Below are 22,393 nucleotides of genomic sequence, written 5' to 3'. Positions count from 1 at the left end.
GCTGGCACGCTCACTCCTCGCGCTCACGGGTCTCCGGCCGGGGGATGACGGTCGGCGGTTCGACGACCTGGCGCCCCTGCCCGGACACCGGGCAGCTCGTGCGTACCGGGCAGACCCGGCACTTCGAGTTGGCGACCGCGGCGAAGGTGGCGGCGGCCATCGTATCGGCGGTGCGCCGGACCAGGGCGGTCGCCCAGCCCGCCTCCGGCCCCTCGCCGGCCGGCGGCTGGGACTGCTCCTTCGCGTCCTTCGCCCCGGTGCCGAGCTGCACCAGGGCGGCGCCCCCGGACTCGTCCCCGTACTCGCCGAACGCCCCCGACTCGACCGCCGCCTGGTACGCGCCGAGCTGCGGGTGCTCCGCGAGGTCCGCCGCGGTGACCGCGGTCGACTTGCCGGTCTTCAGGTCGACGACCACGAGCCGGCCGTCCGCGTCGACCTCCAGCCGGTCCACCCGGCCGACCAGCTCGACCGGCCGACGCGGGTCGTCGAGCCGGACCGCGAACTCGTGCTCGATGGCGAGCAGCCGGCGCGGGTTGGCGGCCAGCCAGCGCAGCAGCTTGTCGACCATCGCCTCGGCGCGGGCCCGCTCCGGCCCGGCCATCCAGCGGGCGGCCAGCTCGATCGCGTCGAAGCGGGCGGCGACGTAGTCGAGCAGGGCACCCCGGTCCGCACTGGCGTCCTCGGCGAGCATCGCCGCGGCGTGCACCAGGTTGCCGACACCCTGGGCGGTTCCGGCCGGCGCGCTGCCGCCGTGCCGTTCCAGCAGCCAGCGCAGGCTGCACCGCAGCGCGCTCTCCATCGCCGACGGGGTGACCCGGACCGGCTCGCCCTCGTCGACCAGCGGCCGGTCGTCGGAGAGGGGGCGCAGCCCCCACCAGTCTTCCGGGTGCGCGCCGGAGACCCCGGCGGCGGCCAGGCGGGCCAGCTCGGCCGCCGCCGCGTGCCGCCGGGCGGGCGGCGCGGCCGGGTCGGTGACGGCGGTACGGAGTTCGGCCACCAGCGACGCCAGGGTCAGCGCCCGGGGCGGCCGGCTCACCGGCAGCGTGGTCACCCGGTGGGGTTCCGGGTCGCCGTCCCCGGCCGGCGCCGCCGCATCGGCGTCCGGCTCGGGGGCGGACGGCGACGGGCCGGTGGGCGGGTCGCCACCGCCGTCGGTGGGCGGGTCGGTGGGGCCGAGCTCGTAGAGGAAGCGGCTGGGCTGCTCCTCGTGGTCGTCCCCGCCCACGGCCGCCGAGGCGACGGCGCTGACCAGCAGGGAACGCCGCGCCCGCGTCACCGCTACGTGGAACAGGCGCCGCTCCTCGTCCAGCAGTGCCGAGGTCTGGCCGATCACCGTGGCGAGCCGGCCGTCGCCGGCCGAGCGGCCGGCGAGCACGTCGACGAGGCGCTCGGAGCCGAGCAGGCTGCCCCGCAGCCGCAGGTCGGGCCAGACGCCCTCCTGCACGCCGGCGACGGCGACCAGGTCCCACTCCAGGCCCTTGGCGGCGTGCGCGGTGAGCAACCGGACCGCGTCACCGCGGTCGGCGGTCGGTGCGAGGGTGTCCGCCGGCAGGTCCTGCCCGAGCACGTGGTCGAGGAAGACCTCGGTCCGCGCGCCGGGCAGCCGGTCGGTGAAGCGGGCGGCGGCGTCGAACAGCACCATCACCGCGTCCAGGTCCCGGTCGGCCGCCTCGGCGCGCCGGCGGCGGGCGACGTCCCCCTCCCCCGCCGTCGCCGGGGTCCGGGCCAGTGCCGCCGACCACAGCTCGGCCAGCCCGCTGGCCCGCCAGACCGCCCACAGCACGTCCTCGGCGGTGGCGCCCGGCCGGGCGGCCGTCTCCCGGGCGACCGCCAGCAGGCCGGCGACGGTCTGCGCGGGCTCCGCCCACCGGCGGTCGATCCCGGCCAGTTCCGCCGGGTCGCGCAGCGCCTCGACGATCAGTTCCCCGGACGGGCGGCGGTCACCCGCGGCGAGCGCCATGACCCGGAGCCCCTGCCGCAGCCGGCGCTCGGCGAGCGGGTCGGCCCCGCCCAGCGGCGAGTGCAGCAGGGCGACGGCCGCCTCCTCGTCGAGCCGCTCCGGCTCCAGCGCGCACCGCAGCAGGAGCAGCAGCGGGGCGACCGCCGGTTGCAGGTGCAGCGGCAGGTCCTCGCCGTGGACCACGGTCGGCACGCCGGCGGCGTGCAGGGCGCGGCGCAGCGACGGCAGCTGCCGGGCGGTGGACCGCACCAGCACCGCCATCTCCGACCACGGCACTCCGCCGAGCAGGTGGGCCTCGCGCAGGGCGTGCGCCAGCCACGCCGCCTCGCTGGTGGCCGAGCGGAAGGTGCGGACCTCCATCGTGCCGGGGGCCGTGTCGGGCAGCGGGCGCAGCCGCCGGTGCGCCGCCGGACCCCGCAGCCGGCGGGCCAGCCGGGCGCTCGCCGCCAGCAGCCGGGGACCGGCGCGGTACGAGGTGGTCAGCACGACCTGGGCGGCGGGCGCCCCGGAGGCGGTGCGGAACCGGTGCGGGAAGGTGGTCACGCCGGTCGGGTCGGCGCCCCGGAAGGCGTACGTGGACGAGTCGGGGTCGGCGAAGGCGACGAGGGTCTTGCCGCCGCCGGCCACGGTCGCCAGCAGGTCCTGCTGGGCGGGGTCGGTGTCGGCGTACTCGTCGACGTAGACGTACGCCAGCCGGCGCCGCTCGGCCGCCAGCAGCTCGGGGTCGTCGAGCAGCATGCCGGTGGCGGCCCGGACCAGCTCGGCGGGGTCGTACGCGATCGAACCGCGGTTGCTCACGTCGCGCAGCGCGAGCACCGCCACGTACTCCCGGAGGAAGCGCGCGGCGGCCGGCCAGTCGGCGCGGCCGAACTTCTCGCCCAGCCGGGCCAGCTCGACCGGGCCGACGCCGCGCTCGCCGGCACGCATCAGCAGGTCCCGCAGCTGCGCGGCGAAGGCGCGGGTCCGCAGCGCCGGCCGCAGGTCCTCCGGCCAGCCCACCGGGTCGTCGCCCGGCTCCTCGCCGACCAGGTCGAGCAGCTCCCGGATGATCAGATCCTGCTCGGGGCCGGTGAGCAGGCGTGGCGACGGTTCGCCGCGCTCGGCGGCGGCGCGCCGCAGCAGCCCGAAGGCGTACGCGGGGAAGGTGCGCACCAGCGGTTCCCGCAGCACCCGGTGCCCGTCGCCGGCGACGCGCGCCTCGATCCGCTGCCGTAGGGCGGTGGCCTGCCGGCGGCCGAACGTGAGGACGAGGACCTGCTCGGGATCGACCCCCTCGGCCACCCGGGCGGCGACCGCCTCGACGAGGGCGGCGGTCTTGCCGGTGCCCGGGCCACCGAGCACGAGCATCGGCCCGTCGGTGTGCCCGGCCACCTCCGCCTGCCGCGGGTCCGCGACCCGCGTGCCCCTCTCCGCCGGCCCGCCGGACCGGCGGACGGCCGCGTCGGCGGGCCGGCGCACCAGCCGGTACGCCTGCATTCCCTCATCCCACCAGACGCCTCCGACACGGCACGCGACCCCTGCCCCGCCACGCCGCCCGGGATCCGTCCCGGGTGCCCCGACCAGGACGAGCAGCGGCGTCCGGCCGGCAGGGATCGCCCGGTCAGGCCGGCAGGCCGGGCGGTCCGGTGAGGCCGGCCTCGATGGCGTCGAGAGCGGCGGGGACGGTGTCGACCACGGTGAGCAGGGCCAGGCCCGCCGGCTTCAGGAAGGTCTGGTCGGCGAGGCCACCCAGCCAGTCGAGCAGGGGGCGGTAGAAGCCGTCGGTGTCGACCAGGACCATCGGCTTGGCGTGCAGGGCCAGCGTGGCCGTGGTCCAGACCTCGAACAGCTCGTCCAGCGTGCCGAGGCCGCCCGGCAGGGTGAGGAACGCGTCCGACTTGTCGAGCATGAGCGTCTTGCGGTCGGCCATCGACTCGGTGACCAGCAGCTCGTCGGAGGCGAGGTCGGCGACCTCGAGGTCGACCAGGGCCTGCGGGATGATCCCCAGCGTCCGCCCGCCCGCGACCCGCGCCCCGTCCGCCACGGCGCCCATCATCCCGACGCAGCCGCCGCCGCTCACCAGCGTGTGGCCCCGCCGGGCGATCTCCGCGCCGGTCTCCGCCGCCAGGTCGAGCCAGCGCCGGTCGAGGGTACGGGAGGACGCGCAGAACACACAGATGGCCGCCACGGTCAGTCCCGGCGGCCCTCGTCGGCGGCGATCCGTTGGTCCGCCGCGGTGCGGGCGACCGCCTCCTCGCGGACCGCGTCCTGCTCGGCGGAGAGCACGGCCTCCGCCTCCACGATGTGGCGGACCGCGTCGTTCACGTCGTCGGTGAGGCAGATCAGGTCGAGGTCGACCGGCCCGATCTTGCCTTCGGCGGCCATGGTGTCGCGCAGCCAGTCCATCAGCCCGCCCCAGTAGCGGGTGCCCATCAGCACCACCGGGAAGCGGGTCACCTTGCCGGTCTGCACCAGGGTGAGCGCCTCGAACAGCTCGTCCATGGTGCCGAAGCCACCGGGGAGGACCACGAACGCCTGGGCGTACTTGACGAACATGGTCTTGCGGGCGAAGAAGTAGCGGAAGTCGATGGCGAGGTCGACCCAGTCGTTGATGCCCTGCTCGAAGGGGAGTTCGATGCCGAGCCCGACGGAGAGCCCGCCGGCCTCGCTGGCGCCCCGGTTGGTGGCCTCCATCACGCCCGGGCCGCCGCCGGTGATGACCGCGTAGCCGGCCCGGGCCAGCTGGCCGCCCAGCGCCTCGGCCAGCCGGCACTCGGGGCTGTCCGGGAGGCTGCGGGCGGAGCCGAAGACGCTGACCGCCGGCGGCAGGTCGGAGAGGGTGTCGAACCCCTCGACGAACTCGGAGAGGATCCGCAGCGCCCGCCACGCGTCCCGCGTCTTCCAGTCGCTGCGCTGCCGCGAGTCGAGCAGCCGCTGGTCGGCGGTGCTGTCGGTGATCGCCGCGCGGCGCAGGGTGACGGCGCCCCGGTGCCGCTCCCGCCGCGGCTCGCCCTCCGCCGCCCGCCCGTTGCTCTCGCTCATGGGAGCAACCGTAGTGGAGTCCCACCCGTCGGACGTGCTGGCCCGAGCAGGCCGGAAATTCGTCGCGATCACGGGCAACTATTTCGGTCGCCCGTACGTCTTACTATTCACATACCGGGTATGCCCCGGCGCGCGCCTTCGGGGGAGGAGCCAGCGTGATCACCAACAACGAGAGGATGCGGATCCGCCGTCAGATGCAGCGGCGGATCCGGGACGTGGTGGCCGAGCGCCGCCGCGCCCGCCTGATGGAGCCACCGGCCACGGAGCCGGCCGGCGATCCGGCGGAGACCACGGCCGGCGGGTCCGCCCTGACCCGGACGGCCTGAGCCGCACGCGCCGCCGCCGGCCGGGAGGGTCCCTGGGGGGGTGGCCTCCCGGCCGGCGGGGCGCGGTGGATCAGGCGGCGGCGAGCCAGCGGTGCAGGGTGGCCGCGCCCTCGCGGATCTTGCCGACCTCGACGTGCTCGTCCTTGTGATGGGCCAGGTTCGGGTCGCCGGGGCCGAAGTTCAGCGCCGGGATGCCCATCGCGGCGAACCGGGCCACGTCCGTCCAGCCCAGCTTGCCGATCGGCGCGGCGCCCACCGCCGCCAGGAACTCCTGCGCCGGCGGTGCGTCCAGGCCCGGGAGCGCCCCCGCCGCCGCGTCGGTCACCTCGAGGTCGAAGCCGTGGAAGACCTCGCGCAGGTGCACCTCGGCGGCAGCCGGGTCACGATCCGGCGCGTACCGGTAGTTGATCTCGATCTCGCAGCGGTCCGGGATGACGTTGCCGGCCACGCCACCCACGATCCGGACCGCGTTCAGCCCCTCCCGGTAGTCGCAGCCGTCGAGGGTCACCCGGCGCGCCTCGTACGCCGTCAGCCGGCGCAGCACCTCGCCCGCGCCGTGGATCGCGTTCACCCCGTGCCAGGACCGGGCCGCGTGGGCGCGCTCGCCGTGCGTGGTGACGATCGCCCGCATGGTGCCCTGGCAGCCCGCCTCGACGATCCCGTACGTCGGCTCCAGCAGCAGCGCGAAGTCGGCCTGCAGCCACTCCGGGTGCGCCTCGGCGACGAGGAAGAGACCGTTGTACTTCGACTCGATCTCCTCCGCCTCGTAGAAGAAGTACGTCACGTCGTACCGCGGCTCGGCCAGCGTCACCGCCAGGTGCAGGGCGTACGCCACGCCGGACTTCATGTCGGAGGTGCCGCACCCGTACATCAGGTCGCCGCGCATCATGGACGGGAAGTTGTTGTTCAGGGGAACCGTGTCGAGGTGCCCGGCGAGCACCACCCGCTGGGCGCGGCCCAGGTCGGTGCGGGCCATGACCGTGTTGCCGTGCCGGTACGTCGTCAGGTGCGGCACCCGGCGCAGCACCTCCTCGACGCAGTCGGCGATCGCCTTCTCGTTGAGGGAGACGGACTCTATGTCGACCAGTGCGCGGGTCAACGCCACCGGATCAGCCAGGACCTCGGGGGTCAGCGGGTTCTCCATGTTCCGCACGGTACCTTCAAGGTCGTGAGTAGCGCAGAGTCTGCCTGGGGCATCGGCCTGGCCACCGTGACCGCTGACGATCAGGTGCTCGACACCTGGTACCCGACCGGCAAGCTGGGGCTCGGTGAGCTGCCGCTGGTCCCCGGCGAAGACGAGGCGGACGTCCTCGACCTCCCCCCGGGCGCGATCGGCGACCGGGCGCTGCCGGGCCTGCGCACCGTCCAGGTGGTCACGGTGATCGGCTCGCTGGACGACCCGATCAAGGACGCCGCGGACGCGTACCTGCGGCTGCACCTGCTCTCCCACCGGCTGGTCCGGCCCAACGAGCTCAACCTCGACGGCGTCTTCGGCAAACTCGCCAACGTGGCGTGGACCTCGGCCGGGCCCTGCCCGCCGGAGCGGGTCGACGAGCTGCGGGTGATCGAGCGGGCCGCCGGCCGCCACCTGGCCGTGTACGGGGTGGACAAGTTCCCGCGGATGACCGACTACGTCGTACCCTCCGGCGTGCGGATCGCGGACGCCGACCGGGTCCGGCTGGGCGCCCACCTCGCGCCGGGCACGACCGTGATGCACGAGGGCTTCGTGAACTTCAACGCGGGCACCCTCGGCACGTCGATGGTCGAGGGCCGGATCGTGCAGGGCGTGGTGGTCGGCGACGGCTCCGACATCGGCGGCGGCGCCTCGATCATGGGCACCCTCTCCGGCGGTGGCACCGAGAAGATCCGCATCGGCGAGCGCAGCCTGGTCGGCGCCAACGCGGGCGTCGGCATCACGCTCGGCGACGACTGCGTGGTGGAGGCCGGCTGCTACGTCACCGCCGCCTCCAAGATCAGCCTGCCGGACGGCCGGGTGGTCAAGGCCCGTGAGCTGTCCGGCGTGGACGGGCTGCTCTTCTGGCGCAACTCGGTCACCGGCGGCCTGGAGGCGAAGCCGCGCACCGGCAAAGGCATCGAGCTGAACGCCGCCCTGCACGCCAACGACTGAGCCGGTCGTCCGTGACCTCGATGAAGGACCGCATGCTCGCCGGTGAGCCGTACATCGCCGACGAGCCGGAGATCCTCGCCGACCTGGACCGGGTGGTGCGCGAACTCGCCTGACGGTGCGGCCGTCACGGGGGCGGCGGCTCGGTGAGGCGTACCACCAGGTCGGCCCGGTCCGCCGTGGCGGCCACCAGCGCGGCGTTGGCCTCGTCGCTGCCGTACGCCCAGACCCGGGCCTCCTCGGGCGACCGCCCGTACGCCTCGTGCCGGGCGGTGAGCCGGCGCAGCCGCAGCTCCGCGTCGAGCTCCAGGAACCACGCCTCGTGCAGCAGCGGCCGGATCTCCTCCCACGGCCACTCCGGCAGCAGCAGGTAGTTGCCCTCGGTGACCACCAGCCGGACCTCCGGCGGCACCTCGATCGCCCCGGCCACCGGCTCCTCCAGGTCCCGCCGGAAGACCGGCGCGTACACCGCGGTGGGTTCGAGCCGGCGCAGGCGGCGCAGCAGCGAAACGTACCCGTTGGCGTCGAAGGTGTCCACGGCGCCCTTGCGCGCGGTTCGGCCCAGCCGGACCAGCTCGGCCTGCGCCAGGTGGAACCCGTCCATCGGGACCAGCCGGGCGACCGGGCCCACCGCGGCGACGATCTGCTCGGCCAGGGTCGACTTGCCGGCACCGGGAGCGCCGGCGATGCCGAGCAACTGCCGCGGGCCGGCGTCGGCGAGCGCGTGGGCGCGCGCCACCAACTCGTCGAGGGGGACGACCCGCGCCGCCACCCCCGGCCCGTTCACCATGCCCTCACCCTATCGGCGTCCCGCCGGGTGGCGAGATCAGTCGGCCCCACGCGGCCGCGCGGACGGATCCGGGACGTGGGCGGTGTAGCTGACCCGGTCGCCCCGGACGTGGCAGCCGCCCAGGTGGCCGCCGGCGGCGCCCAGCTCCCGCAGCCAGGCGACCTCGTCGACGTGGTCACCGCCGGCGGGAAAGTCCCGGACCCGGGTGGCGTACCCGCGACCGGACAGCAGCTCGCGCGCGGCGCCCGCCTCGGCGTGCAGCGCGGTCAGCCGCTGCGCGTCGCCGGACCGCAGCGCGTCGGCCAGCTCGTCCAGGTACGCGGTCACCCCGGCCAGCTCGCGCAGCACCCGCTCCCGGTTGCCGAGCAGCATGTTGGCGGTACGGGCGGCCGGGGTGCCGGCGACCCGGGTGCCGTCGCGGAAGCTGCCGGCGGCCAGCGCGAGGACCGCGTCCCGCAGCGTCGCCCGGCGGACCGCACCGGCCAGCGCGCCGGCGAGCAGGTGCGGGACGTGCGAGGCGAGGGCGGCGGCGCTGTCGTGCGCGTCGGCGGCCATCGGCACCACCCGGGCCCGGAACACGTCCAGCAGCAGCCCGGTCAGCCAGCGGAACGGCCCGGCCGCCGGCCCCGGGCAGAGCACCCACGCGGCACCGTCGAGCAGCGTCGGCGCGGCGGCGGTCAGCCCGGCCGACTCGGCGCCGGCCATCGGGTGGCCGGGCACGAACCGGTCGAGCAGACCGTGCCGGGCGGCGGCGTCGGCCACCTCGGCCTTGGTGCTGCCCACGTCGGTGAGGACGCAACCGGGCGGGCTCGCCCCGGCCACCAGCGGCAGGGTGGCCGGCAGGGTCGGCAACGGCCCGCACAGGAACACGACGTCCCGCCCGGCGACCGCCTCCTCGACGGTCTCGGCGGCCGTCACCCCCTGCCGGCGCGCGTGCTCCCGCGTGGCCGGGTCCGGATCCCACCCGGCGACGTCCAGCCCCGCGTCGCGGAGCCGCAGCAGGACGGACCCGCCGATCAGGCCGGTGCCGACGACGGCGGCGCGGACGCCCGCGTACCCCCCGCCGGCCCCCGGACGGCCCGGGCCGGTGGTCCCGTCGCCCGTCATCGCCAGCTCAGGCGGCCAGTCGGCCGGCGACCGCCGCGACGTGCTCGTCGGACTCGGTCAGCGCCACGCGCACGTGCCGGGCACCGGCCGGACCGTAGAAGACGCCGGCCGCGACCAGGATGCCGCGCCGGGCCAGCCAGTCGACGGTCTCCCAGCAGTCCTCGTCCCGGGTCAGCCACAGGTAGAGGCCGGCCTCCGAGTGCTCGACGGTGAACCCGGCGCCGGTGAACGCGGCGTGCAGCGCCACGCGTCGGGCCCGGTAGCGTTCGCGCTGCTCCTCGGCGTGCCGTTCGTCACTCAGGGCGGCCACCATGGCGGCCTGCACCGGGGCGGGCACGATCATGCCGGCGTGCTTGCGCACCTTCAGCAGCTCGGCGACGAGCGCCGGGTCACCCGCCACGAAGCCGGCCCGGTAGCCGGCGAGGTTGGAGCGCTTCGACAGCGAGTGCACGGCGAGCACGCCCTCGTACGTGCCACCGCAGACCTCCGGCGACAGCACCGAGACCGGCTCGGCGTCCCAGCCGAGCGGCAGATAGCACTCGTCGCTGGCGACGACCGCGCCGCGCTCCCGGGCCCAGTCGACCACCTTGCGCAGGTGGGCCGCGGGCAGCACCCGGCCGGTCGGGTTGCCGGGCGAGTTCACCCAGACCAGGCGCACCCGCGGCGTCGGGCCGACCGCGGTCAGCGAGTCGGCGCGGACGACGGTGGCGCCGGCCAGCCGGGCGCCGTCCTCGTAGGTCGGGTACGCGACCGACGGCACCACGACGACGTCGTCCGGCCCGATCCCGAGCAGCGTCGGCAGCCAGGCGACCAGCTCCTTCGAGCCGACCGTCGGCAGGACGCCGAGCCCGTTCACCCCGGCCCCGCACGCCCGCGCGACCCAGGCGGCGATCGCGTCACGCAGCACCGGCGTGCCGGCGGTCAGCGGGTAGCCGGGGGCGTCCGACGCGTCCGCCAGCGCCTGCCGGATCACCGGCGGCACCGGGTCGACCGGCGTGCCCATCGAGAGGTTGATCAGGCCCTCCGGGTGCGCCGCGGCCAGCGCGGCCGCGGCGTCCAGGGTGTCCCAGGTGAACTCGGGCAGCCGAGCCGAGACCGGCGCGGGCCGGTTCAGTGGCCCTCTCCGCGCGGCGGCTGGGCGGCGACGAAGGTCGCGTCCTTCTCCACCTTGCCGATCTTCGAGGCGCCACCGGGCGAGCCCAGGTCCTCGAAGAACTCGTAGTTGGCCGCAGTGTAGTCCTTCCACTGCTCGGGGACGTCGTCCTCGTAGAAGATCGCCTCGACCGGGCAGACGGGCTCACAGGCACCACAGTCGACGCACTCGTCGGGGTGGATGTAGAGCATCCGGTTGCCCTCGTAAATGCAGTCGACCGGGCACTCCTCGATGCATGCCTTGTCGAGCACATCCACGCACGGCTCGGCGATGATGTAGGTCACCGATCTTCTCCTCCGCAAGACGCGCCGCGATCACCCGCGACGGTAAGAGCCTAGTATCTCGGCGGGGAGGAGGTCGATCGTGCTCCGACAGCAGGACGTGGGACACCGCATCGTGGTCCGCCGCATTGTGGGGATTCGCGAAGGCAGACCCCTCTTCTCCGACGCGCTCGGCGAGCTGGTCGAACTGAGCGAGACCCATCTCACTATCGCCACCACCCAGGGCCGGATCGAGGTCCCGGTGGCCGAGGTGCACCGGGCGAAGCGGGTCCCGCCGGCCCGCCGGCCGACGGCCGCCGCGGTGGCCGCGCTGGAACTCGCCGCCGACGAGGCCTGGCCGGCGCCGACCCGGGCCCGCCTCGGTGACTGGCTGCTGCGCAGCGCCGACGGCTGGACCGGCCGGGCCAACTCGGCGCTGCCCGTCGGCGACCCGGACCGGCCGCTGCCCGCCGCGCTCGACGCGGTGGAACGCTGGTACGCCGGCCTCGGCCAGCCGGCGCTGGTCAACACGCCGCTCCCGCTCGCGGCACCGGTCGGCGCCGAACTCGACGCGCGGGGCTGGACCAGCCGCCCGCCGGTGCTCGTGCAGACCGTGCCGCTGGCCGCCCTGCCCCCGGCCGCACCCGAGCCGGCCGGGTCACCGCCGGTCGAGCTGGCGACCGCGCCGTCCGAGGGCTGGCTGGCGATCGCCGCCGGCCGCAAGGGCGGCCTGCCGGACGCCGCCCGCCACGTGCTCACCGCCGTGGACCAGGTCCGCTTCGCCGAGGTGTACGCGGACAACCGGCTGGTCGCCGTCGGCCGGGGCACCGTCACCGGCGCGGGTCGGTGGCTCGGTCTGAGCCTGATCGAGGTGCTGCCCGAGGCCCGCCGGCAGGGGCTGGCCCGGCGCGTGATCCACGCCCTGGCCGGCTGGGGTGCGGCGGCCGGCGCCACCGACGCCTTCCTCCAGGTCGAGCAACGCAACACGGGGGCGGTCGCCCTCTACCGCACGTTGGGCTTCACCACCCACCACACCTACCTGACCCGGGTCGCCCCCGGCTGACGTCGGCCCGCGGCACCCCCGGGGGGAGCACGGGGTGTGACAGTCCGGGACGCCGCGTGCCGGGTCGACGGCGCCCGTCAGCGGCGGACCGGCCTGCGGGGCTTCGCGGCCTTCGTCTCGGCGTACCGCTTGAGCGTCTGCGACCGGTGGTCGAGGCCGAGCGCGACGGCCAGCAGGTAGCCCAGGAGCACGCCGACGCCGGTCGCCGCCAGGTAGAGCCAGATCTGCGCGAAGAAGGTGCCCGGGCCGCCGCCGAACGGATTCTCACCGACCAGCAGGGGGCCCACCAGCACGGTCAGCGCCAGCGCGACGCCCACCGCGGCGGCCACGTCCGAGCCCCACCGGGCGGCCGGCCGGCGCCGGGCCCAGACGAAGGTGACCGCCGCCAGGACCAGCCCGATCACCACGAACATCCCGAGTGACATCCGGTCGGCGGCCGCGGTGTCGTCCGCGTCGAAGCCGAACCGGATGATCAGCCGGGCGACCACGTTGACCAAGAACAGCGCACCCGCGAGTATCCCGACCGCGCGCCACCGCTGACTCATCGCACGCCTCCCGCCGTACCGCCCGCCGCCCTCCGGCGGGCCTTCCTGGCAGGAATGTCTACCACCGGAAGCTGTGCCCCGTCAGGCCCCGGGGCGGGTGGGCGGAACCGCGAGGACCTGCCGGAAGCCCAGCACGGCGAACGTCATCGCGCCGGCCACGACGAGCAGCAGGTCCACCCATGTCCCGGTGAGCAGCACGTCGCCCTCGGCGGTGCGGATACCGGCGAGGGCGACGATGGCGAACCACGGCACCGCCGGCAGTGCCACCGCCCACCGGCGCGCCACCGTGGCGTGGGCGAACCAGCTCAGCGCCACGTTCGCGCCGATCGCCACCAGCACCGCCACGCCGATCAGGTACCCGCCGACCCGGACCGGGGCGAGCAGCAGCTCCAGCACTGCGCTCACCATCCCGCCGACGACGGAGAGCAGGCCGCCGGCGACCCGCAGGACGAGGTCGACCGCCCGGCCGGAGCGCTCGGGCAGCGGTGGCACGCCCTCGTCGGGCACGACCGACATCGGCGCGGCGGGGAGGGTCACCGGGAACCGGCCGCGCCGACCGGTGACCGGTCCGGGCCGTCGGCGACCGCGAGCCCGGCGAACAGGTCGTCCTCCCAGCCGTACCGGCCGGAGCCCGGGCCCTTCTCGCCGACCGCGAGGGTGTAGTACTCCACCCCCATGAACTCACTGCCGAAGTTGCCGGCGATCGAGTACAGCCAGGAGTCGTCCGGGATCTGAGTGGCGTGCGCCCGCATCGCCGCCTCCTTGGCGGCGTGCTGGTCGGTCGCGTCGATCCGGGCGGCGATCTGCGCGTCGGGGGTGCAGAAGGGCAGCTCGGTGGCCTCCTCGATGCCCACGAACGGGTTGTCCGACGAGCCGGCGAAGTGGGCCATCCCGGCCTCCAGCACGCTCTGCGGCATCGCCGTCCAGTAGATCTTCGCGGGGCCGAAGCCCTCGGCGCCGGCCAGCTCGGCGGCGCGCATCGCCACCCGGTGCGCCTGGATGTGGTCCGGGTGACCGTAGAAGCCGTTGCCGTCGTACGTGATCATCACCTGCGGTCGGATCTCGCGCATGATCTCGACCAGGTGCCCGGCGGCCTCGTCGAGGTCGGCCTGCCAGAAGGCGCGCGGGTGCTCGTTCGTGGCGAGGCCCATCATGCCGGAGTCCCGGTAGCGGCCGGCGCCACCGAGGAACCGGTGGTCGGTGACGCCGAGCGCGCGGCAGGCCGCCGCCAGCTCCCCGATCCGGTAGCCGCCGAGCTGGTCCGCCTCGGCCGCGGCGAGCTGCGCCAGCGCCGGCACGTGGATCTCGCCCTCCTCGCCGAGCGTGCAGGTCACCAGCGTGACGTGGGCGCCGGTGGCGGCGTAGTGCGCCATCGTCGAGCCGGTGCCGATGGCTTCGTCGTCGGGGTGCGCGTGGACCAGCAGGAGCCGGCGGTCGGGCAGCGTCGTCACGTCCGTCACTCTAACCGGCGGTTCTCCCCCGCCGGCCCGGACGCGTCCACGCAGGTCGGCCACATCACCTCCGGCGCCGTCCTACGATCCGACGTGTGGACTTTCCGGAACTGGCCGCACGTACCCGTCGGTTCCGCCACGGGGCACCACGCGCCGTCTCCGTGGCCGACGACGGCTCCCGGGTGGTCTTCCTCCGCTCGGCCGGCCCGGAGGACCCGGCCGACGCGCTCTGGCTGCTCGACGTCGCCAGCGGGGAGGAGCGGCTGGTCGCCGACCCGGCGGCGCTGCTCGGCGGCGACGCCGAGAAGCTCAGCCCCGGTGAGCGCGCGCTGCGCGAGCGCCTCCGCCTGAGCGCCTCCGGCATCGGGTCGTACGCGCTCGACTCGGCCGGCCGGGTGGCGGTCTTCGCTCTCGGTGGCCGGCTCTTCCGGGCCGACCTCGTGCACGGTGACGTGGTCGAGGTGGCCACCACCGGCCCGGTGCTCGACCCGCGGCCGGACCCGACCGGGCAACGGCTGGCGTACGTGACCGACGAGACCGACGGGGTGCGGCGCGGCGAGCTGCGGGTGGTCGAACACGACGGCACCGACACCATGCTGGCCGGCGAGGACTCCGGGGTGACCTGGGGCCTGGCCGAGCACGTCGCGGCGGAGGAGTTCGACCGGTTCCGCGGCTACTGGTGGGCCCCGGACGGGCGGTCGGTGCTCGCCGCACGGGTCGACGAGTCGCGGCTGGAGCGCTGGCACCTGCACGACCCGGCCGACCCGGCGAGCGCGCCGACGAGCGTCGCGTACCCCCGGGCCGGCGGCCCGAACGCGGAGGTGAGCCTGCACCTGCTCGACCTCGACGACGGTTGGGTGGACGTGCACTGGGACCGGGAGACCTACCCGTACCTGACGACGGTGCACTGGGCCGACGGCGGGCCGCTGATCACCGTGCTGCGCCGGTCCCAGCAGCACGGCCTGGTGCTGGCGGTCGACCCCCGTACCGGGGAGACGCAGGTGCACGCCGAGCTGGCCGACCCGCGCTGGGTCGACCCGATCCCGGGCACCCCCGCCCACCTGCCGGACGGCCGGGTGCTGGTCGGCGGGGAGCTGGCCCACGACGGGTACGACGCCCGCTGCCTCTTCGCCGACGGCACCCTGCTGACCCCGCCGTCGCTGTACGTCCGCCGGGTGGTGGGCCGGTTGCCGGCCGCCTCGGGCAGCGGGCCGGCCGACCTGGTCGTGGAGGCGAGCGAGGGCGAGCCCAGCGAGCAGCACCTGTTCCGGGTGCGCACCACCATCGGGGGTGGCGTCGACGCCCGACGGATCACCACCGACTCGGGCTGGCACGTGGCGGCCGTCGGCGGTGACGTCCTGGTGGTCGGCAGCGCCTCGCTGGACCACGCCGGCCTGCGCTGGACGGTGTGGCAGGGCGACCGGGAGGTGGCCGAGCTGCGGTCGTCCGCCGCGACCCCGCCGTACTCGCCGTTGCCCCTGCTGGAGCGGGTGACCGACCGCCGGCTGCCGGCTGCGGTGCTCTACCCGGACAACCACGTCACCGGCCGCCGGCTGCCGGTGCTGCTCGACGTGTACGGCGGCCCGGGCCACCAGGAGGTGCTCGCGGCCCGGTCGGCGTGGCTGGAGCGGCAGTGGTGGGCCGACGCCGGGTTCGCGGTGGTCGTGGTCGACAACCGGGGCACGCCGGGCGTCGCGCCGTCGTTCGAGAAGGCCATCCACCGGCGGATGGCGGACGTCGTCCTCACCGATCAGGTGGAGGCGCTCACCGCGCTCGCCGACAAGCATCCGGACCTGGACCTGGGCCGGGTGGCCGTGCGGGGCTGGTCGTTCGGGGGCTGGTTGGCGGGGCTGGCCGTGCTGCGGCACCCGGAGCTGTTCCGGTGCGGGATCGTCGGCGCGCCGGTGACCGACTGGGCCCTGTACGACACGGCGTACACCGAGCGGTACCTGGGCCTGCCGGACGACGGGATGGACGTGTACGCCCACCACTCGTTGGTGGAGCTGGCGGCCGAGCCGGTCACCGGCCCGGACCAGGCGCGCCCGCTGCTGCTGGTGCACGGGCTGGCCGACGACAACGTGGTGGCCGCGCACACCCTGCGGCTGTCGGCGGCGCTGCTGGCCACCGGGCGGCCGCACTCGGTGCTTCCGCTGACTGGCGCCACGCACATGGCTGCCGGCGGCACCGCCGAACGCCTCCTGAAGCTGGAACTCGACTTCCTCCGCACCCACCTGGCGTGAAAGGAAGGGCCCCTTCTTGACGCCTGCGGTAGAGGAAGGGCCCCTTCTTAACAACGCGGAAGGCCCCCGGCCGACGACGCTGTCGACCGGGGGCCCGCTTCCGCGGTGCGGGTTACGGCTTCACGTGCGCGTTCACGAAGGACGGGTACCCGAAGACGCTGGAGATGAAGACTCCGCCGGCCTTCGAGCCGTGCACGACGTACGCCACGTCGACGTAGAGCGGCACGACGGGCGCGTGCTCCTTCATGATCCGCTCGTCCAGCTTGCCCCACTCCGGGCCCTGCTCGGCCGGGGACAGGGCCAGGATCCGGTCCATCTCGGCGTTGATCGCCGGGTCGTTGAAGTACGACTGGTTGCTGTTGCCCTCGGCCTTGATGGTGCGGCCGTCGTAGAGCACCGGCAGGATCGAGGCGCCGCTCGGCCAGTCGGCCGCCCAGTTACCGATGTACAGGTCCCAGGGGTTGTCCTTCTTCTTGATCTCGTCGAGCTTCGCGTCGTCCGGGATGTTCCGTACGATGATCTTGAAGCCGGCCCGCTCCAGGTTGCCCTTGAGCTGGGCTCCGATCTGCTGCTCGGTGGTGTTGTCGGCGACGCCGAGGACCAGCTCCGGGGTCTGGCCGCCGAGCAGTTCCTTGGCCTTCTCGACGTTGCCGGTCGCGCCGGCCGGGTACGCGTCGAACGCCTGGTAGCCGATCGTGGACGGCGGCATGAGCGTGGTCATCGGGGACGCGACGGTCTGCCCGCCCAGCGCCTTGACCAGGCCCTCGCGGTCGATGGCGTAGTTGAGCGCCTGCCGGACCTTCAGGTCCTTCACCCGCTGGTTGTTGATGACCAGCTGGTTGGCGCTCGGCGTCGGCGACAGGATGCTGCGGGACTTGAGCGCCTGGTCGCCCGCGACCCGGGCGACCAGCGAGGAGGGGACGAAGTTCCAGGCCAGGGCGCTCTGGTCGGCGCCGTTGTCGGCGATCACCCGGTTGTTGGCGGCGTCGGCGGTCGGGCCGAAGCTCCACACGAACCGGTCCGGGTACTGGTGCCGCACCGGGTCGGTGTTCGCGTCCCAGTGCTCGTTGCGCTCCAGCACGATCTCGGTGCCGGCGGTGTACTTCGTGATCTTGTACGGCCCGGACGAGAACGGCTGGTTGTCGAGGTTGACGCCGGTGTCCTTGTCGGCCGGCAGCGGCGCGGTGGTCGGCAGCGAGACCGCGAACGGCAGGTCGCAGCGCGGCTTGGTGAACTCGAAGCGCAGCGTCTTCGCGTCCGGCGTGGTCAGGCCCGGGGGCAGCGCGGTCTTGTTCGCCTTGAAGTCCCACGCCGTGTCGTACTGCGGGGAGTCGGCGAGCCACTCCTGGATGTAGGTGGGGCCGCTGGTGAGGTCCGGGTCGAAGGAGCGGGCGATGCCGTACGCGATCTCCTTGCTGGTGATCGGGCGGCCGTCCTCGAACTTGACCCCGTCCTTGATCTTGAATTCCCAGACCTTGCAGTCGTTGTTGACGTTGGTGCCCGGCGTCTCGGCCAGGTCGCCGACCAGGACCAGGCCGCCCTTGCCGTCGTCCTTCCAGGTGGTCAGGTAGCGGGCGAAGAGCGGGGACGCCATCAGGCCCGCGAACGAGTACGTCCGCTGCGGGTCCAGGTGGGAGATGGGGGTCTCCCGGATGATGGTGAAGGTGCCGCCCTTCTGGGCGCCGGGAACTTCGGCCGCCGGCCCCTTCGAGTCCTTCGGGTCGGTCGCGATGACCCCGGTCTGCTGCCGGTTGGTGTCCACCGTGGTGCCCTCGCCCGTGTTCTTCGAACACGCACCCAGGGCCACCACCAGTGCGATCGCGCCGCCTGCGGCGGCCGCCACGCGTGGTCGCATTCCTACCTCCTCCACCCCGGTCGCGCCGGTTGACCACCGGCGTCCCGAGGATCGTAAAGAAGAAAAACTACAAGTTGTGTAACAGTTGTCGATAAATTTCACCGCCGTCCGGCCGCCGGCCACCGCCTCGTGAGCGGGTGGGTCAGCCGAGCCGGACGCGCGGGTCGATGGCCGCGTACAGGAGGTCCACCAGGACGTTGGCCACCACCACGAAGACCGCCGCGATCAGCACGGTCGCCATGATGGTGGGCAGGTCACCGGCCCGGACCGCTTCCACGGCCGTACGCCCCAACCCCTGAAGGCCGAAGGTGGTCTCGGTGATGACCGTGCCGCCCAGGGCCGCGCCGACGTCGAGACCGGCGATGGTGACCACCGGCGTGATCGCCGCGCGCAGCGCGTGCCGCCCGTACACGGTCGGTTTGGCCAGGCCCTTCGCCCGCGCGGTACGCACGAAGTCCTCCGACAGCGTCTCCAGCATCTGCGCCCGCGACAGCCGGGCGTAGATCGCGGAGAAGAGGAACGCCAGCGCGAGCCAGGCGAGCACCAGCCCGCTCGCCCACCTCAGCGGATCGTCGAGGATCGACGTGTAGCTCGGCACCGGCAGCAGCCGCAGGTTGTAGACGAAGACCAGCAGCAGAACCGCGCCGACGAAGTAGAGCTGGAGCGAGGCACCGGTCAGCGAGAAACCGATCGCCGCCCGGTCCAGCCAGGTGCCCCGGCGCAAGGCGGACACCATGCCCAGCCCGACGCCCAGCAGCAGCCAGAGGATCACGGCCGGGATGACGATGCTGAGCGTCACCGGCAGCACCCGGGTGATCGTGTCCAGCACGGCCTCGTTGTTCACGTACGACCAGCCGAGGCAGGGCGCGTCGCACCGGCCGCCCTGCGCGCTGCCCAGGTCCCGGCCGGTGAAGATGCCCTTCATGTAGCCGCCGTACTGGGTGAGCAGCGGGTCGCGCAGGCCCAACTCCTGACGCACGCGCTCCAGCCGCTCGGGGCTGCAGTTCTTCGGGCACATACCGCTGACCGGATCGCGCGGCAGGGCGAAGAACATGAGGAACGTCAGCACGCTCACCGCGAACAGGGTGAGCACGGCGGAGAGGATCCGCTTGATCAGGAAGCGCGCCATGTCTGCACCTACCTCGACGACTTCGGGTCGAGCGCGTCGCGCAGCGCGTCGCCGAAGAGGTTGAACGCGAACACGAGCGCGAAGATCGTGATGCCGGGGAAGAAGACGAACGCCGGGTCGGTCTGGAGGTAGTCCAGGCTCTGGTAGATCATCCGGCCGAAGCTCGGCGTCTCCTCGGTGAGGCCGACGCCGATGAAGGACAGGGCGGCCTCGCTGGTGATGAACTGCGGCACCGCGAGCGAGAACGCCACCAGGATCGGCGCCCAGATGTTCGGCAGCAGTTGCCGGAACAGCATGTGCCCGAGACCGGCCCCGCTGGCCCGCGCCGCCTCGACGAACTCCCGCTCCCGCAGCGCGATCACCTGACCCCGGACCAGCCGGGCGGTGCTCGTCCAGCCGAAGATCGCGAAGACGGCGATCAGCACACCGACCCCGAAGGCCGGCGGCACCGCGTCCCGCTCGCCGTAGAAGCGCAGCGTGAGCGTGGGGGTCAGCGCCAGCGCGATGATGAGGAACGGCATGGCGAGGGTGAGGTCGGTGATCCAGTTGACCACCGCGTCCAGCCAGCCGCCCAGGTAACCGGCGAGCGCCCCGAGGACGATGCCGATCACCGTGGTGATCACCGCCGCCGCGAAGGCGATGAACAGCGAGGTCCGCAGCCCGTACACCAGCCGGACGAAGATATCCCGGCCGAGACCCGGCTCCAGCCCGAAGAAGTGGTCGCCGGACACGCCGCCGGCGTAGCCGAGGGGCATGCCGAAGCCGTCGAGTTTGCTCTGGAACTGATCGCGCGGGCCGACCCCGTACAGCGCCTCGATCAGCGGCGCGGCCAGCGCCACCAGCACGAACAGGATCAGCAGCGCACCGCTGACCATGGCCGTACGGTCGCGGCGCAGCCGCAGCCAGGCGAGTTGCCCGGGTGAGCGGCCGACGAACCGCTTCTCCCGGGGTGTACCGGCGTCCCCGCCGGACTCGATCTCGGCCAGAGCCACGCCCTCCACCGGGGACAGGCTCATCGCGACACCTCCTCGGCGTCGGGCCGTGACCCGTTGGTGAGGGGTCCGGCTTCGGGGAAGTGGCAGGCGGTGGCCTGCCGGCCGCCGTCGCGGGGGGTGAGGTCGGGTTCCTGGGTGGCGCAGATGTCGCGGGCTTTCCAGCAGCGGGTGCGGAAGCGGCAGCCCGACGGCGGGTCCAGGGGTGTGGGCACGTCGCCGGACAGGCGGATGCGCCCGGCCGGGCCGAGCCGGGTCACGTCCGGGATCGCCGACAGCAGGGCCCGGGTGTAGGGGTGCTGCGGGCGTTCGTAGATGTCGGTGCGGTCGCCGATCTCCACCACCCGACCCAGGTACATCACCGCGACCCGGTGGCAGAAGTGCCGCACCACGGCCAGGTCGTGGGCGATGAACACGAACGCCAGCCCCAGGTCGCGTTGCAGATCGCGCAGCAGGTTGACCACCTGCGCCTGGATCGAGACGTCCAACGCCGACACCGGCTCGTCAGCCACGATCAACTTCGGCTGCAACGCCAGCGCGCGGGCGATACCGATGCGCTGCCGCTGCCCGCCGGAGAACTCGTGCGGATACCGGTTGTAGTGCTCCGGGTTCAACCCCACCAGTTCCAGCAGCTCCCGCACCCGGGCCCTGGTCCCGCCGGGCGGGGTGATCCGGTTGACCTGCAACGGCATCGCCACGATCCGCCCCACCGTGTGCCGCGGGTTCAACGACGCGTACGGGTCCTGGAAGATGATCTGCAGCTGCTGCCGCAACGGCCGCAACCCACGCCGACCCAGATGCGTGATGTCCCGCCCCGCGAACTCGATCGACCCGGCGGTCGGCTCCAACAACCGCACCAACATCCGACCCGTCGTCGTCTTCCCACACCCGGACTCCCCCACCAGACCCAGCGTCTCCCCAGCCCGCACGTCGAAATCCACCCCGTCGACCGCGCGCACCAACCCCGACGCCCGCAACCCCGTCCGCACCGGGAAATGCTTGGTCAACCCCCGCACCCGCAACAACGGCTCGGCGGCCGGCGGAACGTCGGGGCCGATGGTCGGGTCACCGGGTCGGGCCGGTGCGGTGTCGGCGCTCATCGGGCCACCCCCACCCGGGCGACGTCCTCGGCGTACCAGCGGGTGCGGTCGTCGGCGGAGAGGTGGCAGGCGACCAGGTGACCGGGCGCGCCGGCCGGGCGCAGCTCGGGCACCTCTGTGCGGGACCGGTCGCCGTTGCGGCCCGCGTACCGGCAACGGGGATGGAACGCACACCCCGACGGCAGATTGATCAACGACGGCGGGTTGCCCGGGATCGGCACCAGGTCCGCCGCCGCGTCACCGTGCAACGACGGCACACTCGACAACAACCCCCACGTGTACGGATGCTGCGGCCGCCGCAACACCTGCTCCACACCCCCGTGCTCCACCCCCCGACCGCCGTACATCACCAACACCTCATCCGCCACCTGGGACACCACCCCCAGGTCATGCGTGATCAAGACGATCGCCGACCGGAACTCCGCCTGCAGATCGGCGAGCAGATCCAGGATCTGCGCCTGCACCGTCACATCCAACGCCGTCGTCGGCTCATCCGCGATCACCAGATCCGGATCGTTCACCAACGCCATCGCGATCATCACCCGCTGCCGCATCCCACCCGAAAACTCATGCGGATACTGGTCGAACCGGCGCCCCGGCTGCGGAATCCCCACCCGGCCCAGCATGTCCACCGCCCGCTGCCGCGCCGCCCGCCTGCCAGCCTCCGGATGGTGCACCCGGTACGCCTCGGCGATCTGCCGCCCCACCGAGTAGTACGGATGCAACGCCGACAACGGATCCTGGAAGATCATCGCCATGTCCCGGCCCCGCAACCGGCGTACCTCCTCTTCCGGCAGGCCGACCAACTGCCGGCCGCCGACGGAGATCTCGCCGGTGATGGCGCTGCGCTTCGGGTCGTGCAGGCCGAGGATCGCCAGGGACGTCACGCTCTTGCCGGAGCCGGACTCACCGACGATGCCGAGGGTGCGGCCACGCTCCACCGCGAACGACACCCCGTCGACCGCACGCACCACGCCGTCGGTGGTGTCGAACCGCACGCGAAGGTCGCTCACCCGCAGGTAGGGTGCGTCGCCGGTGCGCGGCTCCGGCGCGCTGGGGCGGCTCGGCGCTGATTCCGGACTGCCCACGACCGCCTCCCTCGGATTGATGTAGGGAACCTACAGCAGAACCCAAAGGGTGAAAATAAGCTACAAGGCGCGGGCTGTCAGCGGACCCCAGCGTAACGACTGCACAACGCCCCCGACAGCCCTGTCCGTCCGGCGGGCGGCAGGTCGGCCCCTCCCGTCGACCGGACACCGCATCCGGCGGCGGAAGG

General features: G+C 73.8%; 21 protein-coding genes. 5 read left to right on the top strand and 16 right to left on the bottom strand.

Annotated elements, in window-relative coordinates; all coding sequences use genetic code 11:
* Window positions 1-10 precede the first annotated feature (10 nt).
* The 3 genes from AB0873_RS06155 to AB0873_RS06145 all read right to left on the bottom strand — a co-directional run bounded on the left by AB0873_RS06155 (window position 11) and on the right by AB0873_RS06145 (window position 4,981).
* A complete protein-coding gene (locus tag AB0873_RS06155) occupies window positions 11-3,436 on the bottom strand; it encodes an ATP-dependent DNA helicase (RefSeq protein ID WP_366598667.1) in 3,426 nt (1,141 codons plus the stop codon).
* Between the two features lie 124 nt (window positions 3,437-3,560).
* The gene (locus tag AB0873_RS06150; RefSeq protein ID WP_366598666.1) at window positions 3,561-4,127 is read right to left on the bottom strand and encodes a TIGR00730 family Rossman fold protein; all 567 of its coding nucleotides are present in this window, start codon (window positions 4,125-4,127) and stop codon (window positions 3,561-3,563) included.
* 2 nt (window positions 4,128-4,129) lie between these two features.
* On the bottom strand, window positions 4,130-4,981 hold the full coding sequence (locus tag AB0873_RS06145; RefSeq protein WP_155330394.1) for a TIGR00730 family Rossman fold protein: 852 nt from the start codon (window positions 4,979-4,981) through the stop codon (window positions 4,130-4,132).
* Between the two features lie 155 nt (window positions 4,982-5,136).
* Here AB0873_RS06145 and AB0873_RS06140 point away from each other — a divergent pair, with 155 nt between their 5' ends.
* On the top strand, window positions 5,137-5,307 hold the full coding sequence (locus AB0873_RS06140) for a hypothetical protein (protein ID WP_155330393.1): 171 nt from the start codon (window positions 5,137-5,139) through the stop codon (window positions 5,305-5,307).
* Between the two features lie 70 nt (window positions 5,308-5,377).
* On the opposite strand, the gene dapE is transcribed toward AB0873_RS06140, so the two are convergent.
* Complete coding sequence (gene dapE, locus AB0873_RS06135) at window positions 5,378-6,451, bottom strand: succinyl-diaminopimelate desuccinylase (protein WP_366598665.1); 1,074 nt, start codon at window positions 6,449-6,451, stop codon at window positions 5,378-5,380.
* Window positions 6,452-6,475: 24 nt separating this feature from the next.
* Here dapE and dapD point away from each other — a divergent pair, with 24 nt between their 5' ends.
* Both dapD and AB0873_RS06125 read left to right on the top strand, forming a co-directional pair.
* Window positions 6,476-7,435 carry a 2,3,4,5-tetrahydropyridine-2,6-dicarboxylate N-succinyltransferase gene (gene dapD, locus AB0873_RS06130; protein ID WP_155330391.1) on the top strand — a complete coding sequence of 320 codons (960 nt, stop codon included), beginning with the start codon at window positions 6,476-6,478 and terminating at the stop codon, window positions 7,433-7,435.
* Between the two features lie 11 nt (window positions 7,436-7,446).
* Window positions 7,447-7,548: a maltose acetyltransferase domain-containing protein gene (locus tag AB0873_RS06125; protein WP_366598664.1), complete on the top strand. Its 102-nt coding sequence runs from the start codon at window positions 7,447-7,449 to the stop codon at window positions 7,546-7,548.
* Between the two features lie 11 nt (window positions 7,549-7,559).
* Here the strand turns inward: AB0873_RS06125 and AB0873_RS06120 are convergent, their stop codons facing one another.
* The 4 genes from AB0873_RS06120 to fdxA are packed head-to-tail and all read right to left on the bottom strand — an operon-like array spanning window position 7,560 to window position 10,766.
* A complete protein-coding gene (locus AB0873_RS06120) occupies window positions 7,560-8,222 on the bottom strand; it encodes a nucleoside/nucleotide kinase family protein (protein ID WP_366598663.1) in 663 nt (220 codons plus the stop codon).
* A gap of 36 nt (window positions 8,223-8,258) precedes the next feature.
* The gene (locus AB0873_RS06115) at window positions 8,259-9,329 is read right to left on the bottom strand and encodes a prephenate dehydrogenase/arogenate dehydrogenase family protein (RefSeq protein ID WP_366598662.1); all 1,071 of its coding nucleotides are present in this window, start codon (window positions 9,327-9,329) and stop codon (window positions 8,259-8,261) included.
* Window positions 9,330-9,336: 7 nt separating this feature from the next.
* Entirely contained in the window at window positions 9,337-10,443 is a 1,107-nt protein-coding gene (dapC, locus tag AB0873_RS06110; RefSeq protein WP_366598787.1) for a succinyldiaminopimelate transaminase, read from the bottom strand.
* Window positions 10,440-10,766, bottom strand: coding sequence for a ferredoxin (gene fdxA / locus AB0873_RS06105; RefSeq protein WP_088992046.1), 327 nt, complete (start codon window positions 10,764-10,766; stop codon window positions 10,440-10,442). Before fdxA ends, dapC begins: the two co-directional genes overlap by 4 nt.
* A 79-nt stretch (window positions 10,767-10,845) precedes the next feature.
* On the opposite strand from fdxA, the gene AB0873_RS06100 reads away from it, so the two are divergent.
* Window positions 10,846-11,805 carry a GNAT family N-acetyltransferase gene (locus tag AB0873_RS06100; RefSeq protein ID WP_366598661.1) on the top strand — a complete coding sequence of 320 codons (960 nt, stop codon included), beginning with the start codon at window positions 10,846-10,848 and terminating at the stop codon, window positions 11,803-11,805.
* A 77-nt stretch (window positions 11,806-11,882) separates the two neighbouring features.
* Here AB0873_RS06100 and AB0873_RS06095 read toward each other — a convergent pair whose 3' ends face one another.
* From AB0873_RS06095 to mshB, 3 genes are all read right to left on the bottom strand, one after another.
* Window positions 11,883-12,350: a hypothetical protein gene (locus tag AB0873_RS06095; protein WP_366598660.1), complete on the bottom strand. Its 468-nt coding sequence runs from the start codon at window positions 12,348-12,350 to the stop codon at window positions 11,883-11,885.
* An 81-nt stretch (window positions 12,351-12,431) separates the two neighbouring features.
* The gene (locus AB0873_RS06090) at window positions 12,432-12,866 is read right to left on the bottom strand and encodes a hypothetical protein (protein ID WP_366598786.1); all 435 of its coding nucleotides are present in this window, start codon (window positions 12,864-12,866) and stop codon (window positions 12,432-12,434) included.
* Window positions 12,867-12,883: 17 nt separating this feature from the next.
* The gene (mshB, locus tag AB0873_RS06085; RefSeq protein WP_366598659.1) at window positions 12,884-13,810 is read right to left on the bottom strand and encodes an N-acetyl-1-D-myo-inositol-2-amino-2-deoxy-alpha-D-glucopyranoside deacetylase; all 927 of its coding nucleotides are present in this window, start codon (window positions 13,808-13,810) and stop codon (window positions 12,884-12,886) included.
* 86 nt (window positions 13,811-13,896) lie between these two features.
* Here mshB and AB0873_RS06080 point away from each other — a divergent pair, with 86 nt between their 5' ends.
* Window positions 13,897-16,041 carry a prolyl oligopeptidase family serine peptidase gene (locus AB0873_RS06080; RefSeq protein ID WP_366598658.1) on the top strand — a complete coding sequence of 715 codons (2,145 nt, stop codon included), beginning with the start codon at window positions 13,897-13,899 and terminating at the stop codon, window positions 16,039-16,041.
* A gap of 112 nt (window positions 16,042-16,153) precedes the next feature.
* Here the strand turns inward: AB0873_RS06080 and AB0873_RS06075 are convergent, their stop codons facing one another.
* From AB0873_RS06075 to AB0873_RS06055, 5 genes are all read right to left on the bottom strand, one after another.
* The gene (locus AB0873_RS06075; RefSeq protein WP_366598657.1) at window positions 16,154-17,896 is read right to left on the bottom strand and encodes an ABC transporter substrate-binding protein; all 1,743 of its coding nucleotides are present in this window, start codon (window positions 17,894-17,896) and stop codon (window positions 16,154-16,156) included.
* Window positions 17,897-18,038: 142 nt separating this feature from the next.
* Window positions 18,039-19,025: an ABC transporter permease gene (locus AB0873_RS06070; RefSeq protein ID WP_366598656.1), complete on the bottom strand. Its 987-nt coding sequence runs from the start codon at window positions 19,023-19,025 to the stop codon at window positions 18,039-18,041.
* 8 nt (window positions 19,026-19,033) lie between these two features.
* Window positions 19,034-20,041 carry an ABC transporter permease gene (locus AB0873_RS06065; RefSeq protein WP_155330381.1) on the bottom strand — a complete coding sequence of 336 codons (1,008 nt, stop codon included), beginning with the start codon at window positions 20,039-20,041 and terminating at the stop codon, window positions 19,034-19,036.
* Complete coding sequence (locus AB0873_RS06060; protein ID WP_366598655.1) at window positions 20,038-21,117, bottom strand: dipeptide ABC transporter ATP-binding protein; 1,080 nt, start codon at window positions 21,115-21,117, stop codon at window positions 20,038-20,040. The genes AB0873_RS06065 and AB0873_RS06060 overlap by 4 nt, the downstream gene beginning before the upstream one ends.
* Window positions 21,114-22,130, bottom strand: coding sequence for an ABC transporter ATP-binding protein (locus AB0873_RS06055; protein ID WP_366598654.1), 1,017 nt, complete (start codon window positions 22,128-22,130; stop codon window positions 21,114-21,116). Before AB0873_RS06055 ends, AB0873_RS06060 begins: the two co-directional genes overlap by 4 nt.
* Window positions 22,131-22,393: the final 263 nt, after the last annotated feature.

Origin of the sequence: Micromonospora sp. NPDC047707 (assembly GCF_040704235.1) — a bacterium.
In the GTDB taxonomy this organism is placed as follows: domain Bacteria; phylum Actinomycetota; class Actinomycetes; order Mycobacteriales; family Micromonosporaceae; genus Micromonospora.
The sequence above is the reverse complement of the archived record's forward strand: the minus strand, read 5'-3'. Positions and strand labels throughout refer to the sequence as shown.